This is a genomic window from Lonepinella sp. MS14436, assembly GCF_042470565.1.
Lineage (GTDB): Bacteria > Pseudomonadota > Gammaproteobacteria > Enterobacterales > Pasteurellaceae > Lonepinella.
This window is the reverse complement of the sequence record NZ_CP170385.1, coordinates 1393155-1409435: the sequence shown is the minus strand read 5'-3', so window position 1 is coordinate 1409435 and position 16281 is coordinate 1393155. Positions and strand designations below refer to the sequence as shown.

Annotated in this window: 16 protein-coding genes and 1 other RNA gene; 4 read left to right on the top strand and 13 right to left on the bottom strand. The window is 37.2% G+C overall.

The window, feature by feature from the left end:
* Positions 1 to 28: 28 nt before the first annotated feature.
* The 3 genes from O1Q81_RS06760 to O1Q81_RS06750 form a co-directional block, all read right to left on the bottom strand.
* On the bottom strand, positions 29 to 1306 hold the full coding sequence (locus tag O1Q81_RS06760) for a tyrosine-type recombinase/integrase (RefSeq protein ID WP_386696656.1): 1278 nt from the start codon (positions 1304 to 1306) through the stop codon (positions 29 to 31).
* Positions 1307 to 1481: 175 nt separating this feature from the next.
* Positions 1482 to 1847, bottom strand: a transfer-messenger RNA (tmRNA) gene (gene ssrA / locus O1Q81_RS06755).
* Between the two features lie 124 nt (positions 1848 to 1971).
* Positions 1972 to 2880 carry a lysine exporter LysO family protein gene (locus tag O1Q81_RS06750; RefSeq protein WP_386696655.1) on the bottom strand — a complete coding sequence of 303 codons (909 nt, stop codon included), beginning with the start codon at positions 2878 to 2880 and terminating at the stop codon, positions 1972 to 1974.
* Between the two features lie 67 nt (positions 2881 to 2947).
* On the opposite strand from O1Q81_RS06750, the gene O1Q81_RS06745 reads away from it, so the two are divergent.
* The gene (locus tag O1Q81_RS06745; protein WP_386696654.1) at positions 2948 to 4492 is read left to right on the top strand and encodes a DUF2813 domain-containing protein; all 1545 of its coding nucleotides are present in this window, start codon (positions 2948 to 2950) and stop codon (positions 4490 to 4492) included.
* Positions 4493 to 4542: 50 nt separating this feature from the next.
* Positions 4543 to 5094: an elongation factor P hydroxylase gene (locus O1Q81_RS06740; RefSeq protein WP_386696652.1), complete on the top strand. Its 552-nt coding sequence runs from the start codon at positions 4543 to 4545 to the stop codon at positions 5092 to 5094.
* 13 nt (positions 5095 to 5107) lie between these two features.
* Here the strand turns inward: O1Q81_RS06740 and O1Q81_RS06735 are convergent, their stop codons facing one another.
* From O1Q81_RS06735 to ribA, 7 genes are all read right to left on the bottom strand, one after another.
* Positions 5108 to 5839, bottom strand: coding sequence for a vancomycin high temperature exclusion protein (locus tag O1Q81_RS06735; protein ID WP_386696651.1), 732 nt, complete (start codon positions 5837 to 5839; stop codon positions 5108 to 5110).
* 56 nt (positions 5840 to 5895) lie between these two features.
* Positions 5896 to 7194 (bottom strand): adenylosuccinate synthase, encoded by a 1299-nt coding sequence (locus tag O1Q81_RS06730; RefSeq protein ID WP_386686263.1) that lies wholly within the window; start codon positions 7192 to 7194, stop codon positions 5896 to 5898.
* A 106-nt stretch (positions 7195 to 7300) separates the two neighbouring features.
* Complete coding sequence (hflC, locus tag O1Q81_RS06725; RefSeq protein WP_386686261.1) at positions 7301 to 8188, bottom strand: protease modulator HflC; 888 nt, start codon at positions 8186 to 8188, stop codon at positions 7301 to 7303.
* Positions 8188 to 9411, bottom strand: coding sequence for an FtsH protease activity modulator HflK (hflK, locus tag O1Q81_RS06720; protein ID WP_386696648.1), 1224 nt, complete (start codon positions 9409 to 9411; stop codon positions 8188 to 8190). Before hflK ends, hflC begins: the two co-directional genes overlap by 1 nt.
* 55 nt (positions 9412 to 9466) lie before the next feature.
* Positions 9467 to 9949, bottom strand: coding sequence for an SsrA-binding protein SmpB (gene smpB, locus O1Q81_RS06715; RefSeq protein ID WP_386686257.1), 483 nt, complete (start codon positions 9947 to 9949; stop codon positions 9467 to 9469).
* Positions 9950 to 10089: 140 nt separating this feature from the next.
* A complete protein-coding gene (gene arcA, locus O1Q81_RS06710; RefSeq protein ID WP_386686255.1) occupies positions 10090 to 10794 on the bottom strand; it encodes a two-component system response regulator ArcA in 705 nt (234 codons plus the stop codon).
* A gap of 135 nt (positions 10795 to 10929) precedes the next feature.
* On the bottom strand, positions 10930 to 11610 hold the full coding sequence (ribA, locus tag O1Q81_RS06705) for a GTP cyclohydrolase II (protein WP_386693933.1): 681 nt from the start codon (positions 11608 to 11610) through the stop codon (positions 10930 to 10932).
* A gap of 75 nt (positions 11611 to 11685) precedes the next feature.
* Between ribA and O1Q81_RS06700 the strand changes: the two genes are divergently transcribed.
* Both O1Q81_RS06700 and nagK read left to right on the top strand, forming a co-directional pair.
* Positions 11686 to 12429 carry a phosphatase PAP2 family protein gene (locus tag O1Q81_RS06700; RefSeq protein WP_386696647.1) on the top strand — a complete coding sequence of 248 codons (744 nt, stop codon included), beginning with the start codon at positions 11686 to 11688 and terminating at the stop codon, positions 12427 to 12429.
* A gap of 27 nt (positions 12430 to 12456) precedes the next feature.
* Positions 12457 to 13371 (top strand): N-acetylglucosamine kinase, encoded by a 915-nt coding sequence (gene nagK / locus O1Q81_RS06695; RefSeq protein ID WP_386696645.1) that lies wholly within the window; start codon positions 12457 to 12459, stop codon positions 13369 to 13371.
* A 51-nt stretch (positions 13372 to 13422) separates the two neighbouring features.
* Here nagK and O1Q81_RS06690 read toward each other — a convergent pair whose 3' ends face one another.
* The 3 genes from O1Q81_RS06690 to O1Q81_RS06680 all read right to left on the bottom strand — a co-directional run bounded on the left by O1Q81_RS06690 (position 13423) and on the right by O1Q81_RS06680 (position 16252).
* A complete protein-coding gene (locus tag O1Q81_RS06690) occupies positions 13423 to 13776 on the bottom strand; it encodes a DUF4870 family protein (protein ID WP_386693927.1) in 354 nt (117 codons plus the stop codon).
* A 73-nt stretch (positions 13777 to 13849) separates the two neighbouring features.
* The gene (locus O1Q81_RS06685) at positions 13850 to 14668 is read right to left on the bottom strand and encodes a D-hexose-6-phosphate mutarotase (protein ID WP_386696643.1); all 819 of its coding nucleotides are present in this window, start codon (positions 14666 to 14668) and stop codon (positions 13850 to 13852) included.
* 51 nt (positions 14669 to 14719) lie between these two features.
* Positions 14720 to 16252, bottom strand: coding sequence for an ABC transporter permease (locus O1Q81_RS06680; RefSeq protein ID WP_386696641.1), 1533 nt, complete (start codon positions 16250 to 16252; stop codon positions 14720 to 14722).
* Positions 16253 to 16281: the final 29 nt, after the last annotated feature.

Below are 16281 nucleotides of genomic sequence, written 5' to 3'. Positions count from 1 at the left end.
GTAATTACAAGACCGCAGAAATGCGGTCTTATCCCTTAATCTCATCAAATAACCCTTTCGCACATAATTCTACGTAGTCCGCCCACGCTTGAAAAGTTTTTAACCGATAGGGTAGGTATTCGGCACGGTTATAGGCATTACGTACCTTGTCATTATTCAAATGGCTTAAACAAATCTCAATAATTTCCGAATCTAATCCTAATTCAAGGCGATTGTCATTGCAATAAGAACTAAATAACGTGCGGAAACCGTGATTTGTCATCACCCCTTTGTACTTTCCATTATCCATAGATTTAATGACATCGTTAGGTGTTTGAGCGTTAAGGTGTTTTATTGCCCCACGTTTTACCGCAGGAAATAAATAATCATTTCTCGCCTGTTTTCTGGCATATTCCAACAACGTTTTAGCTTGCCTGCTCAATGGGATTAAGTGTTCACGTTCACCTTTCCCCCCTTTATTGACTTTTACCGTTAAAACAAGCTCATTTGATAAGTTTTCATTTTCTGAAATATCTGAAAATTTAATACCAACTGTTTCACTAGCACGAGTTACATTTAATAAACCCCAAAGAATAGCCAGTAAAGAAGATTGATGAATATTACTTTTTCGTAATGTGAGCAGAAATTCTGGCAACTCCTTATAATGAATAGCTGAATGATGACTGCTTTTATCTGCACTTGGCAGGTCTTCACCCAGATACCGCCATTCATTTTTATCCCAATAACCAAACCGTTCCGCATATTCTGCAATATTTTTCAACACAAAATACCGTTTCCGCATTTCAGTATATTGTCCATTGGTACGATGAATCTCTAACACGGCTAAACCATGTTGTAGCTTGAGTTTTCTAAATGGCAAATCGCCGATCATATTGACGGCATCATTCACTCGCCTAATCGTATCAATTTTGGTCTTTTCAGAATAATCCCCTCGTTCTAATCCGATTTTCTCACGATAAGTCAGCCATTCATTCGCCACCGCTTTAAAAGTATTAGAAATAGCTAATCTGGCTAATTTTAGCTGCTCCAATTCTTGTTGATGTGGATCGACATTATTTGCCAACATTTCCCGAAAGGATTGAGCTTTAGCCCTAGCATTGGCTAGACTTATAGCAGGATATGTGCCGATTGTTTTATCTGTTCGTTTTTTTACAAAGGGGCGAGTGTAGTTAAATAACCACGTTTTTGACCCATTCGGTTTTACTGCCAATCGTAACCCTAAACCGTCAGAAAGATAGTAGATCTTATCTTTTGGCTTAGCAGAATTAACCTGAGCCGTAGAGAGTTGTTTTACAATTTTTGCCATAGATTTTAAAAATGGTAGTAAGATTTCTTACATTGTAATTTCTTACTTCCATTTTTACTACTATTTTTTTAAGACTGCGTGATACTTTGAGATACTTCGTGATACCTTATAAAAGTAAAAAGCCTTGAAAATACAAGGCTTTTGATACTATCTGATACTTTATGATATTTGTTAGTGGTGGAGCTGGGGGGAGTTGAACCCCCGTCCGAAATTACTCTACCTTCAGTACTACACGTTTAGTCAGTCTTTAATTTCGCTTACCCCCTGCGGACAGACACGCGAAGAATAAACTAGCTTGATTTAATTTAGTGTTTCGATCTCCAAGCCGAAGCGTCCACACGATCTCGTTTTGGTTTGACTCCGCTTGATCCCCGTCTTACGAGCGGAAGCTAGGGAGCGAAGGCTAAATGCAGGTTATTAAGCTGCTAAAGCGTATTGTTCGTCGTTTGCGACTATTATTTTGCGGTTTATTTACAAGGCCTACCGCACCTTGACGTGCACTTTGGGCTTTGCCAATCCCGTCGAATCCAAAATCAGCCCCAAAAAAGTTATTTTAGTATAACAGAGGTTGTGTAAAATTTAAAGAAAAATGCACCGCACTTTTAGATAGGTTGGGCTGTAGTTATCTAAAGTGCGGTGCATTTTTTAAGAGTTTTAAAAAATCGTTATAACGGAATGGAGGAGAAAAATACTAATAAAATCGGCGGAGCAATATTAGTTACAAAGCCAAAACTGATTGCAAGGGGAATAACTTCCATTCCGCCTGAACGTTGAATAATCGGTAATGTACAATCTAATGCCGTTGCACCAGCCAAACCAACCGCAGTTGAACGGTAGTGAAATATAAAAAAGGGAATGACAAATAAACTTACAATTTCCCTTGAAAGATCGTTAAAAAAGGCAATACTACCAAATTCCGCTCCCCAAGCATTATTAATTACGACACTAGATAACGAATACCAACCTAAGCCAGAAGAAATTGCTAACCCTTGTGTGATTGGCAATTTTAATAATAATGCAGAAATAATACCGCCAATTAATGAGGTAATGATCATAATTAGTCCAGTATAAATTCCACGTTTATTGAACAGGACTTCACGTAACGAAATACCGTTATTACGTAGTTGAATTCCTACAAAGAAAATCAACGCAATGAGTACATAAGTGCTGATCCCGAAAGGTAAATTAACAGAATCTTTGCTAAACAATCCTACCACAAAGCCAATTAGTACCATTGAGCATAATTTGGCACTATCTAATAACAATTTCCAACGTGGCGGAATATTCTGATGTAAATGTTTTAATGGTGCAGGATTAAGTTTATCAAATGTTACTAACCCAATGATATTACAACTAATAATGCAAATACTGAAAGTCAAAGCCGATAACCCGATGACAGGTAATTTTGTGGCAACATCCTCTAATTGACCAAGAGATACCCCCATTACAAACAAAATAGTGTATAGCAATGCCATCACAATTTTATTAATAGCGGTTAAAAATCCATAATGATGAGTTTTGATCAAATACCCCAACAACATAGGGATTAAGACAATAAGTAAGCCTTCGAGCATAATTTTCCTTGTACAAAAATAGGGGAGTAGTATAACATTTTATTCAAACAGAAAAATGGGGGAAATAATGTATTTACGTCAATTAGATATTGCCAATTTTCGCGGTATTAAACGTTTATCTATTTATTTTAAACCGAATATGGTATTAATCGGTGAAAATGCGTGGGGGAAATCAAGTTTATTGTCTGCTTTAAGTTTGATATTAAATGGTAGCCAGACTTTATATCAATTTGTTGCACAAGATTTACATATTTCTCCACAAGATTCCCAAGATATTACCTTGTTATTTTGTTTTTGTGAACAGAAACAAAATGAATTTCGTGATAATCATTTATATCGACATTTATTGGTATCTCATAAAGATGGTTTACAAAGATTATATTTGCGTGTGTCGGGTGAAAAACAAGGGGATAATTTAATTACCAGTTATACCTTTCTAAATGAATTAGGGGAGGTTGTGATTGAAAAAAATAGCCAGAAAATCGCACAATATTTAATAAAAAATTATCCCGTATATCGTTTCCGAGATGCTCGTTTAAATAATGCTAAAATGGGATGTTTACCACTATCATGGCAAGGTGATGAAAGTTTAAAAAATGAATTTCTTGCAGTGGGACATTTGTTGCAATATTATTTTTTAGATAGCCACCATTTTACCGATTTTCAAGTTGATCCTACTTTATTATGGGAGCAATTAAATAGTTTATGTTTTCGTTTACGCCAAGATAATACACATTATATTCAGAAACAATTAATGGTTTTTTTACGTTCATTATTTTGGCAAGAACAAGAACAAACGAATATCAAGGCACTTCGCCCGATTATTATTTTTGAAGATCTTGGTTCTCGTTTACATCCTAGAATGGCATCTATTGTGTGGGAATTATCACAATATTTACCTATCCAACGGATCACTACAACCAATTCTGTTGAACTGATTTCCCAAGTAAATTTATCATCTATTTGTCGTTTAGTTCGTTACTTAGATAAAACCGTTGCATATAGTCTAAGCTACCACGATATTAATAAAGATGACTTACGCCGTTTAACCTTTCATATTCGACATAATCGTAGTCTTGCCTTATTTTCCAAAATGTGGATATTAGTAGAAGGTGAAACCGAAGTCTGGGTATTGTCGGAATTAGCCAAATTACTAGATATTAATTTACCTGCGGAAGGCATTCGTATCGTTGAATTTGCACAGTCTGGTTTGAAACCCTTAATCAAATATGCCAAAGCGATGGGGATTGAGTGGTATGTATTAACAGATGGTGATGAGGCTGGGCATAAATATGCGGATACCGTGCGAGAATTGGCAGATGAGCAAGATATTTTAAGCAACCGCTTAACCACGTTACCTCGCCCAGATATTGAACATTTTTTTTATACTGAGGGCTTCGCCGATATTTTTGTAAAATTAGCTAACTGGAAAGAAACACCTCATCAATCTCGTCCGATGCACAAAATTATTCAACGAGCAATTCAACGTACATCAAAACCTGATCTTGCCATTGCGTTATCTAATGAAATGGCAAGACGTGGTTCGCAAGCTATTCCATTATTATTTAAACGATTATTTTCGAAAGTATTAAATTTAAGTCGAACTCAATAGTGTTTTTTATATGGTAAAATAAATGAAATGAAAAAATAAAGGATAAATTAATGCCACAAAATGCTGAAACTCATAAATTAGACGATATTATTCAACTATTTAATCAATGTTTTTATGAACAATTTAACACCAAATTAGTCAAAGGTGGTGATGAACCGATTTATTTACCCGCTAATGATGATGTACCTTACAATGCCATTTATTTTGCTCGTGGTTTTTACAGCAGTGCATTACATGAAATTGCTCATTGGCTAGTAGCTGGTAAAGAACGCCGTAAATTAGAAGATTTTGGTTATTGGTATGAACCTGATGGACGCTCAGAACAACGGCAACGTGACTTTGAAAAAGCCGAAGTTAAACCGCAAGCCTTAGAATGGATTTTATCCACCGCAGCCAATTTCCGTTATTTTGCCAGCAGCGATAATTTAAACGGGGAAGTTGGCGATACGATGCCATTTAAATTAGCGGTTTATGAACAGGTAAAAATCTATGCCGAAAAAGGCTTACCAAAACGAGCAGAAACTTTACGTAAGGCGTTGAGTAAATTTTATGGCACGGAAGATTGGATTGATTTGGCGAAGTTTGATGTGAACAAAATTTAATAGGCAAAAAATCTTACAGATTTTCCACCGCACTTTGATTTGGGTGAATATGACGATTTAACGGTGCTGGCAATGGCTCAGGCTCTCCCAAAAAGTGCGGTTTCTTTTCAGTAATTAATTCCCACACCATTAAAAAACGAGCAAAAATTTCACGCAAACGAGTTTCAGTATAAATATTAGGATTATCTGCTACAAAACAAATGGCATCAATGTGATGGTATTTAGCAATAAACAAGGCTCGTTCACAGTGGAAACGTTGCGAAATAATAATCATTGGTTCTGCCTTAAACACTTCTTTAGCTCGGATAATACTGTCTAAGGTGCGAAATCCTGCATAATCAGGAAATAAATATTGTGGTTCAATCCCCATTTTGATGAGATCTCTCTGCATGGTTCTTGGCTCGTTATATTGTAAGGTTCGGTTGTCACCACTTAATAAAATATAGTCGATTTTTTCAGCATCAAACAGAGCTTTAGTGCTTTCTAAACGGTAATTATAGAACTGATTAGGCGTGTTTTTAGTCACATATTTGGCAGTACCTAACACTACTGCATAAGGACGATAAGGTGTCTGCTCAATGTTATGATAGATATCATCACGCACTTTATAACTGACAAATTGATCGATAGAGATAAGCATTAAAATCACAAGCACAATCAAGCTAGCGAATGTATAAATCAATCGCCTTATGGTTATTTTAGTTAAATAATAAACTAGCTTATTCTGTTGTGACGTTGATTGCATTTATGATCCTAAATAGAAACCCCATTCTGTCGAACAACAGAATGGGGGATATTTTATTATACCGCAAATGGATCTTGTAAAATCATGGTTTGTACACGATCTGGACCTGTGGAAAGAATTGCAACAGGTACACCAGTAACTTGTTCAATACGTTTTACATAATTGCGAGTAGCTTGTGGTAATTGATTCACATCGGTGACACCAAAGGTATTTTCTTTCCAACCTGGCATACTTTCGTAAATTGGTTCAACGCCTTCCCAGTCTTTGGCAGAAAGGGGAGCGAAGTCCACCACATTCCCATTCGGTAATTTATAACCGATACAGATTTTTACTTCATCAAAACCATCTAGTACATCTAATTTTGTCATACAGAAACCAGAAATACTGTTGATTTGAATGGCACGACGCATTGCCACCGCATCAAACCAACCGCAGCGACGTGGACGACCCGTGACCGCTCCAAATTCATTGCCTTTACGTGCAATTTCGGCACCTACATCATCAAATAATTCTGTAGCAAATGGACCGCCACCGACACGAGTACAATAGGCTTTAATAATACCTAAAATATAGTCTAGGTTACGTGGACCAAAACCAGCACCCGTTGCCACCCCACCAGCGGTAGTATTTGAACTGGTGACGAATGGATAAGTACCGTGGTCAATGTCTAACATTGTCCCTTGTGCGCCCTCAAATAAGATATTGTCACCATTTTTGCGAGCAGTGTCTAATAGGGTACTGATATCAGCCACCATACCAATTAACACATCTGCTATTGCCATAACATCATCTAAGGTTTTTTGATAATCCACAGGTTCGGCTTTATAATAGTGAACCAGTTGGAAATTGTAATAATCTAAAATATTTTTAAGTTTTTCGGCAAATTTTTCACGGTTAAATAAATCGCTTACCCGTAACCCTCGACGAGCCACTTTATCTTCGTAAGCTGGACCAATACCACGCCCAGTTGTACCGATTTTATTGTTACCTAATGCAGCTTCACGAGCATGATCCATCGCCACATGATAAGGCAGAATTAATGGGCAAGCTTCAGAAATCAACAAACGTTCACGCACTTTAATGCCACGGCTTTCTAATTCGCCCATTTCTTGCATTAAAGCGGATGGTGAAAGCACAACACCGTTACCGATCAAACAAGTTACGCCTTCACGTAAAATACCGCTTGGAATTAAACGTAATACGGTTTTCTCACCGTTGATAATTAAAGTATGACCTGCATTATGTCCACCTTGATAGCGAACTACATATTTGACACGATCGGTTAATAAATCAACGATTTTGCCTTTCCCTTCATCGCCCCACTGGGCGCCAAGGACAACAACACTTTTTCCCATAATAATTTCCTGTTAGTGTTTTAAAATACAACCTAGATACTTTACTATTTTTTAGTTTAAAGCTCAATAAAAAAGCCTAACCAAAAGATTAGACTTCTTTTCTTAACTATTTTTTCGGTGCTTGCATATAGCGGAAGAACTCACTATTTGGTTTTAAAAGCATCATATTTTCAGATCCCGTAAAGCTATTTTCGTATGCTTTCAAACTGCGTAAGAAACTGTAAAATTCTGTTTCATGAGCAAAAGCATCAGAATATAACTTAGCCGCTGTCGCATCGCCTTCACCACGTAATACCTGAGCAGTTTTATTTGCATTAGCGGTAATTAAGGTGACTTTACGATCCACATCAGCTTGAATAAACGCCGCTTTCTCTTTACCTTGTGAGCGATGTTCACGAGCGACAGCATCACGTTCTGCACGCATACGTTGATAGATAGAAGATGAAACCTCATCAGGCAAATTGATTTGTTTTACACGAACATCAATCACTTCAATGCCCAATTCTGCTGTGCTATCTTGTCCTGTACTAAGAGATTTTTTCGCATCCGCCATTAATTCACCGCGTGTACCCGATACAATATCTTTAATGGTGCGAGAACCAATTTCAGAACGCAAACGGTCATTGACTTTACGGCGTAATAAATTTGATGCTTGCGTAAAATCACCGCCACCTGTAGAAGTAAAGAAACGACCAAAATCACTGATACGCCATTTCACATAAGAATCCACTAAAAGGTCTTTTTTCTCTACGGTAACAAAGCGATCAGCTTGACCGTCTAAGGTTTTAATACGAGCATCAAGTAATTTCATACTATCCAACACTGGCACCTTAAAGTGTAACCCAGGGGAATAGACTTTTACTTTATTATCCGCATCACGTTGCACCTTACCAAAACGCAACATAATACCACGATTACCTTCTTGCACGACTACAATACTAGAATAAAGTACCAACGCTAAAACGATCACAATCGGAGTTAAAAATTTACGCATTAGTTAAATCTCCCTTGACGTGAATTGTTGGTTGAATCTGGTGTAGTAGAAACTGGCTTAGAATTCACCGCACTATTTGGAGTTATGCTAGGAATACTTTTCTCAAAACGTTGAACTTCAGTTTCTGGTGTTGTTTGTGGTTTTTGTCGTAATAATTGCTCTATTGGTAATACAGTTAAATTATTCCCAGCATCCATCATGACTTTTGGCGTTTTTGCCAGCATATTTTCCATGGTTTGAATATACAAACGTTCTTTTAATACATCAGGTGCCGATTTAAATTCAGGTAATAAACGTTGGAAACGTTCGACTTCACCTTTTGCTTCTAACACAATTTGCTCTTTATAAGCCGTTGCTTCTTCTAAAATACGTTGTGCATTACCACGAGCAATCGGTTCACGTTCACGAGCGTAGGCCTCTGCTTCACGGATATAACGTTGTTCATCTTCCTGTGCTTTAATAGCATCATCAAAAGCATCTTTGACATCCTCTGGAGGACGAGCAGACTGGAAGTTGACATCAAGCACTTCCAAGCCCATATCATAAGGCTTGATAATTTCGTTTAAGGCTTTCCAAGTGTCTTCACGTACCACAGAACGTCCTGTGGTTAGAATATTATCCATCGTCATATGACCAACCACATAACGCAAAGCACTGTCTGTAGCTTGTCCAAGACTGTCTTCTGCATTAGTAACACTAAATAAAAATCTGGCAGGATCCTGTACACGATATTGCACCGTCATTTCTACTTTTACCATATTTTCATCTTGGGTCAGCATAGAACCTTGGGTTTTTAATTCTTTTACTTGCTCCACATTAACTGGAATCACTTTATCCACAAAAGTTGGTTTCCAGTTCAAACCAGGTTGCACAATAGAATGTAATTGACCAAAACGCGTGACTACACCACGTTCTGCTTCTTTCACCGTATATAAGCCGCTTAATCCCCACATCACAGCTCCCACAAGTACGGCAATAGGCAATAATTTACCCACATTGATTTCTGAGAATTTATTGTTTTGTTGATTATTTGAACTATTACCATTTTTTTTGCCTGATAATTTTTGCAGCAAATTAGTAAAGGCTTCTTCTAAATCAGGAGGAGATTGTTCATCATTTCGCTTGTTTTTAGGTTCATCCGTTGATTGATTGTTAGGCTTTTGCCCTGACGAATTACCTGAATTCGTCCCAGGTGCTGCCCAAGGATCTTGATCCTGTGCCATTCATATTCTCCAAGTAGTTAACAAAATTTTTACATCGATTTGAGATTGTAACAGATTATCCACGATTTGCATGTTTCATTATGCGATCTTTCTGTACTTTCCATTCCCGATCTTTAATATCTTCACGTTTATCGTGTAATTTTTTCCCTTTTGCGAGTCCTATTTTAATCTTTGCCCACGCACTTTTCCAGTAAAGTGACAGGGCAACAATGGTATAACCATCACGATTTGCTTTACCAAATAAGGTATCTAATTCTCGTTTATTTAATAGTAATTTCCGCGAGCGAGTAGGGTCACAAATAATATGGCTAGATGCCACGCTTAAAGGTTGAATTGTTGCACCAAACAAATAGGCTTCACCATGATTGAAAATAACATAGCTATCACTGATATTTGCTTTTCCTGCTCGCATTGATTTGACTTCCCAACCTTGCAAGGAAAGCCCAGCTTCAATTTCATCTTCAATAAAATAATCGTGTCTAGCACGTTTATTTAAGGCAATAGTATTTGAACCTGCTTTGATTTTTTTCTTTGTCATAATATTCGGCTGATTTCGAAAGATTGCATAATTCTACCTAATATGGGGACAATGTACAAATAAACAAAGGGAATTATAAAGAAAAAGTGCGGTAAAAATATTATAAATTTTACACCGCACTTGATATTGTAAGAAAAGGCTTATTCTAACGTTCCACAAAAACGATAGCCCTCGCCGTGAATAGTGGAAATGATTTCGGGCGTACCAGCGTGATCTTCAAAATGTTTACGAATGCGGCGAATGGTCACATCAACGGTACGATCATTTTCTTTCAACTCACGCCCTGTCATTTTTTTCAATAATTCTTCGCGAGTTTGGATTTTACCTGGGTTTTGACAGAAATGTACCATTGCACGAAACTCACTGCGTGGTAATTTCAATATTTCACCGTCAGGATTAATCAACGCATGTTGATTAATATCTAATACCCAACCATTAAAATGATAAGCATCTACTTTTTGCTTACCTTTGTCTTCTCCCATTGTTCGCTGTAATAAATTACGAGCTCGAATGGCTAATTCTCTAGGGTTAAATGGTTTAGTGATGTAATCATCTGCACCGATTTCTAAGCCTAAGATTTTATCTACTTCATTATTACGACCAGTTAGAAACATCAATGCTGTTTTAGTATGCTCACGTAGTTCACGAGCTAACATTAAACCATTTTTACCAGGTAAATTAATATCCATGACAATTAAATGGACTTCTTTATTAGCTAAAATTTGTTGCATTTGATTACCATCACAAGCCTCAAGGGTGTTATAACCTTCAGCTTGAAAAATACTTTTTAGTGTATTTCGGGTAATAGTTTCATCTTCAACAATCAGAATTTGTGGCGTAGCCATTGTTAACTCCCCTTAAAAATAGATATCACAGTTAATGTGAAAAATATAATAAATTATTCTATATTTGTAACAATCTAGCAACAATAAATATTTGTAATTATACGCTAATTTTATGATCTATATCATAAAATTTGATTATTGCTCATGTTGCGGTTTAGGTATTTCTGATAAACAATGTGGACAGTTTAAAAAATGTTTTTCATTATTCTGAGCTTCCCCACTGTGATGAACAATATAATGTCCCATTTTTTTCGCTTTAGTATCTAAATAAGCTCGATTGTAACGATTTTCCCCGACATTCAAAGGAACTCGCTCAACCACATTAATACCTGCTTTTTTCATGGTATCAATTTTAACTGGGTTATTGGTGAGTAGGCGAACTTGATTAACACCTAATAGCTCAAAAATATCCGCACAAACTGAAAAATTACGCTCATCAGCAGCAAAACCTAGTGCTAAATTGGCTTCAATAGTATCCATTCCCTGATCTTGTAACGCATAGGCTTTAATTTTATTAATTAAACCAATGCCACGTCCTTCTTCTCGGTGGTAAATTAATATGCCACGTCCTTCTTCACTAATTTGACGTAGGGCAGTGGCAAGTTGAAAACCACAATCACATTTTAAACTATATAAAGTATCTCCAGTCAAACATTCGGAGTGAATACGAGATAAAACAGGTTTGCCGTCAGTTACATCTCCCATTACTAACGCAATATGTTCTTTCTTACTATCTGGTAATTCAAAACCGACAATTTTAAACATACCAAATTCAGTAGGTAAATTGGCTTCAGTCACAAGCTGAATTTTTGCCATAGAATAAATCCTTATTTTTCTTTTAGTTTTCTAATGATAAAATACAATTTTTATTACATACATAGGAAGCTTGCTATGCTAAGACGCTTGTCATTATATACTTTTTTACTTTGTTTTGTGCCATTTTTTACTTGGATTTTTTCGTGGCAATGGCACGGTGACAGCCATTTGACATCATTTGATTATTTTTTATATTGGTTAACGGAAACGGGTAGCGTACCTTATGCGGTCATCAGTTGCGGGGTATTATCCTTATGTTTCTTACCAATTTTTTCCAGTAAATCAAAATGGATTAGTGCGGTAATTATTATGGCAATTTCCATGCTGATTACACAGGGCATTAAAACCGCCGCAAAAACGGTTTTTGCCGAACCCAGACCTTATGCTTCCGCCTTAGCTGAACAAAGTGGAGTTACTACAGATTATTTTTATGATCAAACTCGTGAGCAACGAGCCATGATTGTTAGTCAATTTTATGCGAATAAAGCGGAAGTGCCTACGTGGTTGGTTCATCATCGTGAAAATGAAACTGGTTATTCTTTCCCATCAGGTCATACGATATTCGCTGCCAGCTGGTTATTATTAGCGGTAGGGTTTACTCAAATTGTGGGACGTTGTCGTATGTCTTCAAAAATTTTAGTGCTGGGTATCTTGCTTTGGTCAGTGTTAATGTTGGTAAGCCGTTTACGCTTAGGTATGCACCACCCAATAGATTTATTAATTAGCACATTAATTGCGTGGTTAGTCCATTTACCATTATTCTTTTATATTGAACAAAAACAGATTTTTCAGCAAAATAGCGTTGAATTGGTAAAATAGTGCGGTGAAAAAAATAGGAGTTTTTTTATGTTATATGGTTTAGATATTGGTGGTACCAAAATTGAATTGGCTGCCTTTAATGAAAAATTAGAAAAACAATATAGTGAACGGATTGAAACCCCCAAAGAAAGCTATCAACAGTGGTTACAAGCGATTGTTGGATTAGTTAATCGTGCCGACCAAAAATTCGGTTGTAAAGGCACTGTGGGATTAGGTGTGCCGGGATTTGTTAATCGAGAAACTGGATTAGCTGAAATTACCAATATTCGAGTCGCAGATAATAAGCCGATTTTGCGTGATCTTTCCGAATTATTAGCTCGTGAAGTAAGAGCCGAAAATGATGCTAACTGCTTTGCGTTATCCGAGGCATGGGACGCAGAAAATCAGCAATATCCTTTCGTATTAGGGCTAATTCTAGGCACGGGATTTGGTGGGGGATTAGTGTTTAATGGTAAAGTACATTCTGGCAAAGTCGGTATGGCAGGGGAGTTGGGACATTTACAACTGAATTATCATGCTTTAAAACTATTGGGTTGGGATAATGCTCCAATTTATCCTTGTGGTTGTGGCAATAAAGCTTGTTTAGATACCTATTTATCTGGACGTGGCTTTGAAATGTTATACCGTGATTTAAAAGGTGAAAATTTATCTGCCAAAGAAATTATTGAACGTTTTTATGCGAATGATCAAACTGCGGTGGATTTCGTTAAACTTTTTGTAGAATTAATGGCAATTTCCCTTGGTAATATTATCACCGCTTTTGATCCGCACTTGATTGTGTTCGGCGGTGGATTATCTAATTTTGATCATCTATATGAGGCTTTACCAAAAGCCTTACCGCCACATTTAATGCGAAGTGCTAAAGTGCCATTAATTAAAAAAGCTAAATATGGTGATTCAGGCGGTGTGCGAGGTGCAGCAGCGTTGTTTTTGGATAAGTAATTAAATTAATAGACCCTGTTTCAAACAGGGTCTATTTTGTTATGATGATAATTATTTAAACCAACCTGTTGGTGTAATGGTTGAATTTTCTTTTAAGCGTAAAGCCCCCACCACAACACGGAAAATATACCAAATACAAACAGCTAAAATAATTAACGCTCCAATCCCAATAACTGAGAGAATACCTCCAATGACGAAACCTAATAAGGTTCCCCAAAAGGTTTTAATTAAGAAACGATAATGATCTTGGTAAATCCCCAAAACTTCTTCTTTCTTGATATAAGCGAGAATAACACCCGCAATGGCTGGTAATCCGCCAAAAAGAATACCTGCACCAAATAAGGCGTAGGCAATCCATAGCGTAGAACGTTGGTTATCATTGTTTGGTATTACATCCTGATTCATAAAAACTCCTATAATAAAGAAAACTGAACAATACCGAAATCTAAACTAATAAAAGATAATTAGCAACTTATTTTTAAACTGCGGTGGATTTCACCTGAATTTTCACACCAACAGGATCTGTGCTTAATAGTTTTTTAATCCGTGCAGTTTCTACGCAGAGCATGGTTTTATATCCGATGTCTGACATACTGCTAGTTGGTTTATGCCACGGATTCCACACTACAATTTCTGAAGCATTAATATGTTCAACAGTAATAATACGTTGATTGAATTTATCTTCAATTAATGTAGCACCGTTTTCTGCGGAATAAATACAATCGACATTTTCCTCAATAGAACGTGGTGATGGCACAGTTTCTTGTTGTTGAGTTAATTGATTAAAGGTACTAATCGGTAAATTATGTAATAAAGTTTGTACTATATCGCCCACCTTAAAATAGCTATGTAAGGCTAATTGTGCATTGTTTTGATGATAATTAGTAAAAATTAATTCACATTGTTGCGAGAATATCATTTCGATTTTAGCTATGGCTGTTTTATCTTCAGCTAACAAAGAAAGGGTAATTTTGACTTTATCTTGATGAATGTCATAATCGGTTAAATCCCATAAACTAATACGAGCAAAACCATGTGCTGGCGTTCCACCATTACCAAACCACGGAAAACAAATCGGCACACCACCACGAATTGCCGAACCTTGTTTAAATGGTTCAATCTCACTTAACCACAATACATCTTGCTTGCAATGTGCAGGTTGCCAACTGAATAAATGAGCACCTTGTAGAGCAATTTTTGCCGTGCCGACAGGGTGATTGAGTTCTAATACGGGGATTTCATTATATTGATAAAGACGAAGTTCATTACTTATAGATTTGATTAAAGTGCGGTGCATAATTTTTCCTTTTTATGTGATAAATTAATGTCGCTAAATTGTAACACAAACTCACTTCGCCAAATAGCGTTTCAACAAAAACACAGGTATCCCTGAAAATACAATCAACGATAAGCCATACACCGCAACAATAGAATATTGCAACCCTTCTTCTGCGTGCCACAATTCAATGGACAGGGTTGAAAGTTGGCGTGGCGAAAGAATTAAGGTTACGGTCAATTCTTTGCTCATTTGCAAAAAACACAGGGAGAAACCTGCGATTAACCCTGGGGAAACCAAGGGTAAAATCACACGGCGGAACAGTCGCCAACGGGTTTTACCTAATGAATCAGAAATCCACTCAATACCTGTGGGAATTTGCTCAATGGACGAACGTAAAGCTGTTTGAGCAAGAGGCAAATAGAGCATTAAATAGGCTGGGAAAAGCACATAATGGGTTTGATAAATAGATGGAAAATACAACAAGCTATATTTGGCAACGGCAAAGCCGATTACCACCGCAGGAATGGCGTGCAAAATAAAGGGTAAACGTTCAATATATTGGGTAAAGGGGGATCGGTAACGAATGGAAATCCACACCAACGGAAAGGCAATTATTAGCGTAATTAACGCCGCACTTAAGGTCAGCCAAAGGGTGCTAAACAGCACGCTGAAATAATCCGACCATTGAAAATACTCACTATGAATCGCCGATCCTTCCCATATCCACTGAATTAAAATCACCACAGGCACCAAAATGCCCAACACAAAAATCGACAAAATAAAGCCAATAGCGAGCCATTCAAATTTGCCCAATGAGATCGGGGCAGGGGGCGAAATCAACCCTTTGCCCACACGCACAATTTGTTCATTGCCACGCAATTTTAATTCAAAGCCGACAATAACAAAGCACAATAACACCAACACTAAACAAAGCAACACGGCTTCTTGGGTGTTGTAATAGGCTTCAAATTCATTAAAAATCGCCACACTAAAGGTTTTGTAACCCAAAATCGCCACCGCCCCAAATTCAATTAATAAATGTAACGCAATCAATAAGATCGCACTGCCAATGGCGGGGCGTAATTGGGGAAAAATGACCTTGATAAACGTATACCAACGAGAACGATTAAGCGAATAGCTCACTTCTTCCCATGCCGAGTCCAATCGTTTCAGGGTGGCAGAAATCGGCAAAAATGCCAACGGAAAAGACACTAATGTCATCACAAAACAGGCACCGAATAAGCCAGAAAATAACACGGTATCCACACTAAACCACGTGAAACTGCTGACGATAGACGGAATACACAAAGGCAAACTGATTAAGGTGGTCAACAAATTTTTGTAGCGAATTTGACAACGTTCCAACAAAAAAGCACAGATTAACGCCAGTAAAATCGCCGTGCTGGTAACAATAAAACAAAGCAATAGGGTGTTTAATAATAACCGTGCGGTTTGGGCGTTAAATAATAATTGGGAAATTTGACTAGCGTTGCTGGAAAGACCGTATTGAGCAATATACAGAAAAGGAAAACACATCGGCAAAATAATAAAAATTACCACCGCACTTAGCCAAATTGGAGGACGTTTGATGTTCGTTTGCATCGTAAAATCGGGGTGTACAACGACACCCC

Bases quoted from the DNA above. Each gene is read 5' to 3' on its own strand.
- O1Q81_RS06760 (WP_386696656.1), bottom strand. From the start codon at position 1,306: ATGGCAAAAATTGTAAAACAACTCTCTACGGCTCAGGTTAATTCTGCT.
- O1Q81_RS06750 (WP_386696655.1), bottom strand. From the start codon at position 2,880: ATGCTCGAAGGCTTACTTATTGTCTTAATCCCTATGTTGTTGGGGTAT.
- O1Q81_RS06745 (WP_386696654.1), top strand. From the start codon at position 2,948: ATGTATTTACGTCAATTAGATATTGCCAATTTTCGCGGTATTAAACGT.
- O1Q81_RS06740 (WP_386696652.1), top strand. From the start codon at position 4,543: ATGCCACAAAATGCTGAAACTCATAAATTAGACGATATTATTCAACTA.
- O1Q81_RS06735 (WP_386696651.1), bottom strand. From the start codon at position 5,839: ATGCAATCAACGTCACAACAGAATAAGCTAGTTTATTATTTAACTAAA.
- O1Q81_RS06730 (WP_386686263.1), bottom strand. From the start codon at position 7,194: ATGGGAAAAAGTGTTGTTGTCCTTGGCGCCCAGTGGGGCGATGAAGGG.
- hflC (WP_386686261.1), bottom strand. From the start codon at position 8,188: ATGCGTAAATTTTTAACTCCGATTGTGATCGTTTTAGCGTTGGTACTT.
- hflK (WP_386696648.1), bottom strand. From the start codon at position 9,411: ATGGCACAGGATCAAGATCCTTGGGCAGCACCTGGGACGAATTCAGGT.
- smpB (WP_386686257.1), bottom strand. From the start codon at position 9,949: ATGACAAAGAAAAAAATCAAAGCAGGTTCAAATACTATTGCCTTAAAT.
- arcA (WP_386686255.1), bottom strand. From the start codon at position 10,794: ATGGCTACGCCACAAATTCTGATTGTTGAAGATGAAACTATTACCCGA.
- ribA (WP_386693933.1), bottom strand. From the start codon at position 11,610: ATGGCAAAAATTCAGCTTGTGACTGAAGCCAATTTACCTACTGAATTT.
- O1Q81_RS06700 (WP_386696647.1), top strand. From the start codon at position 11,686: ATGCTAAGACGCTTGTCATTATATACTTTTTTACTTTGTTTTGTGCCA.
- nagK (WP_386696645.1), top strand. From the start codon at position 12,457: ATGTTATATGGTTTAGATATTGGTGGTACCAAAATTGAATTGGCTGCC.
- O1Q81_RS06690 (WP_386693927.1), bottom strand. From the start codon at position 13,776: ATGAATCAGGATGTAATACCAAACAATGATAACCAACGTTCTACGCTA.
- O1Q81_RS06685 (WP_386696643.1), bottom strand. From the start codon at position 14,668: ATGCACCGCACTTTAATCAAATCTATAAGTAATGAACTTCGTCTTTAT.
- O1Q81_RS06680 (WP_386696641.1), bottom strand. From the start codon at position 16,252: ATGCAAACGAACATCAAACGTCCTCCAATTTGGCTAAGTGCGGTGGTA.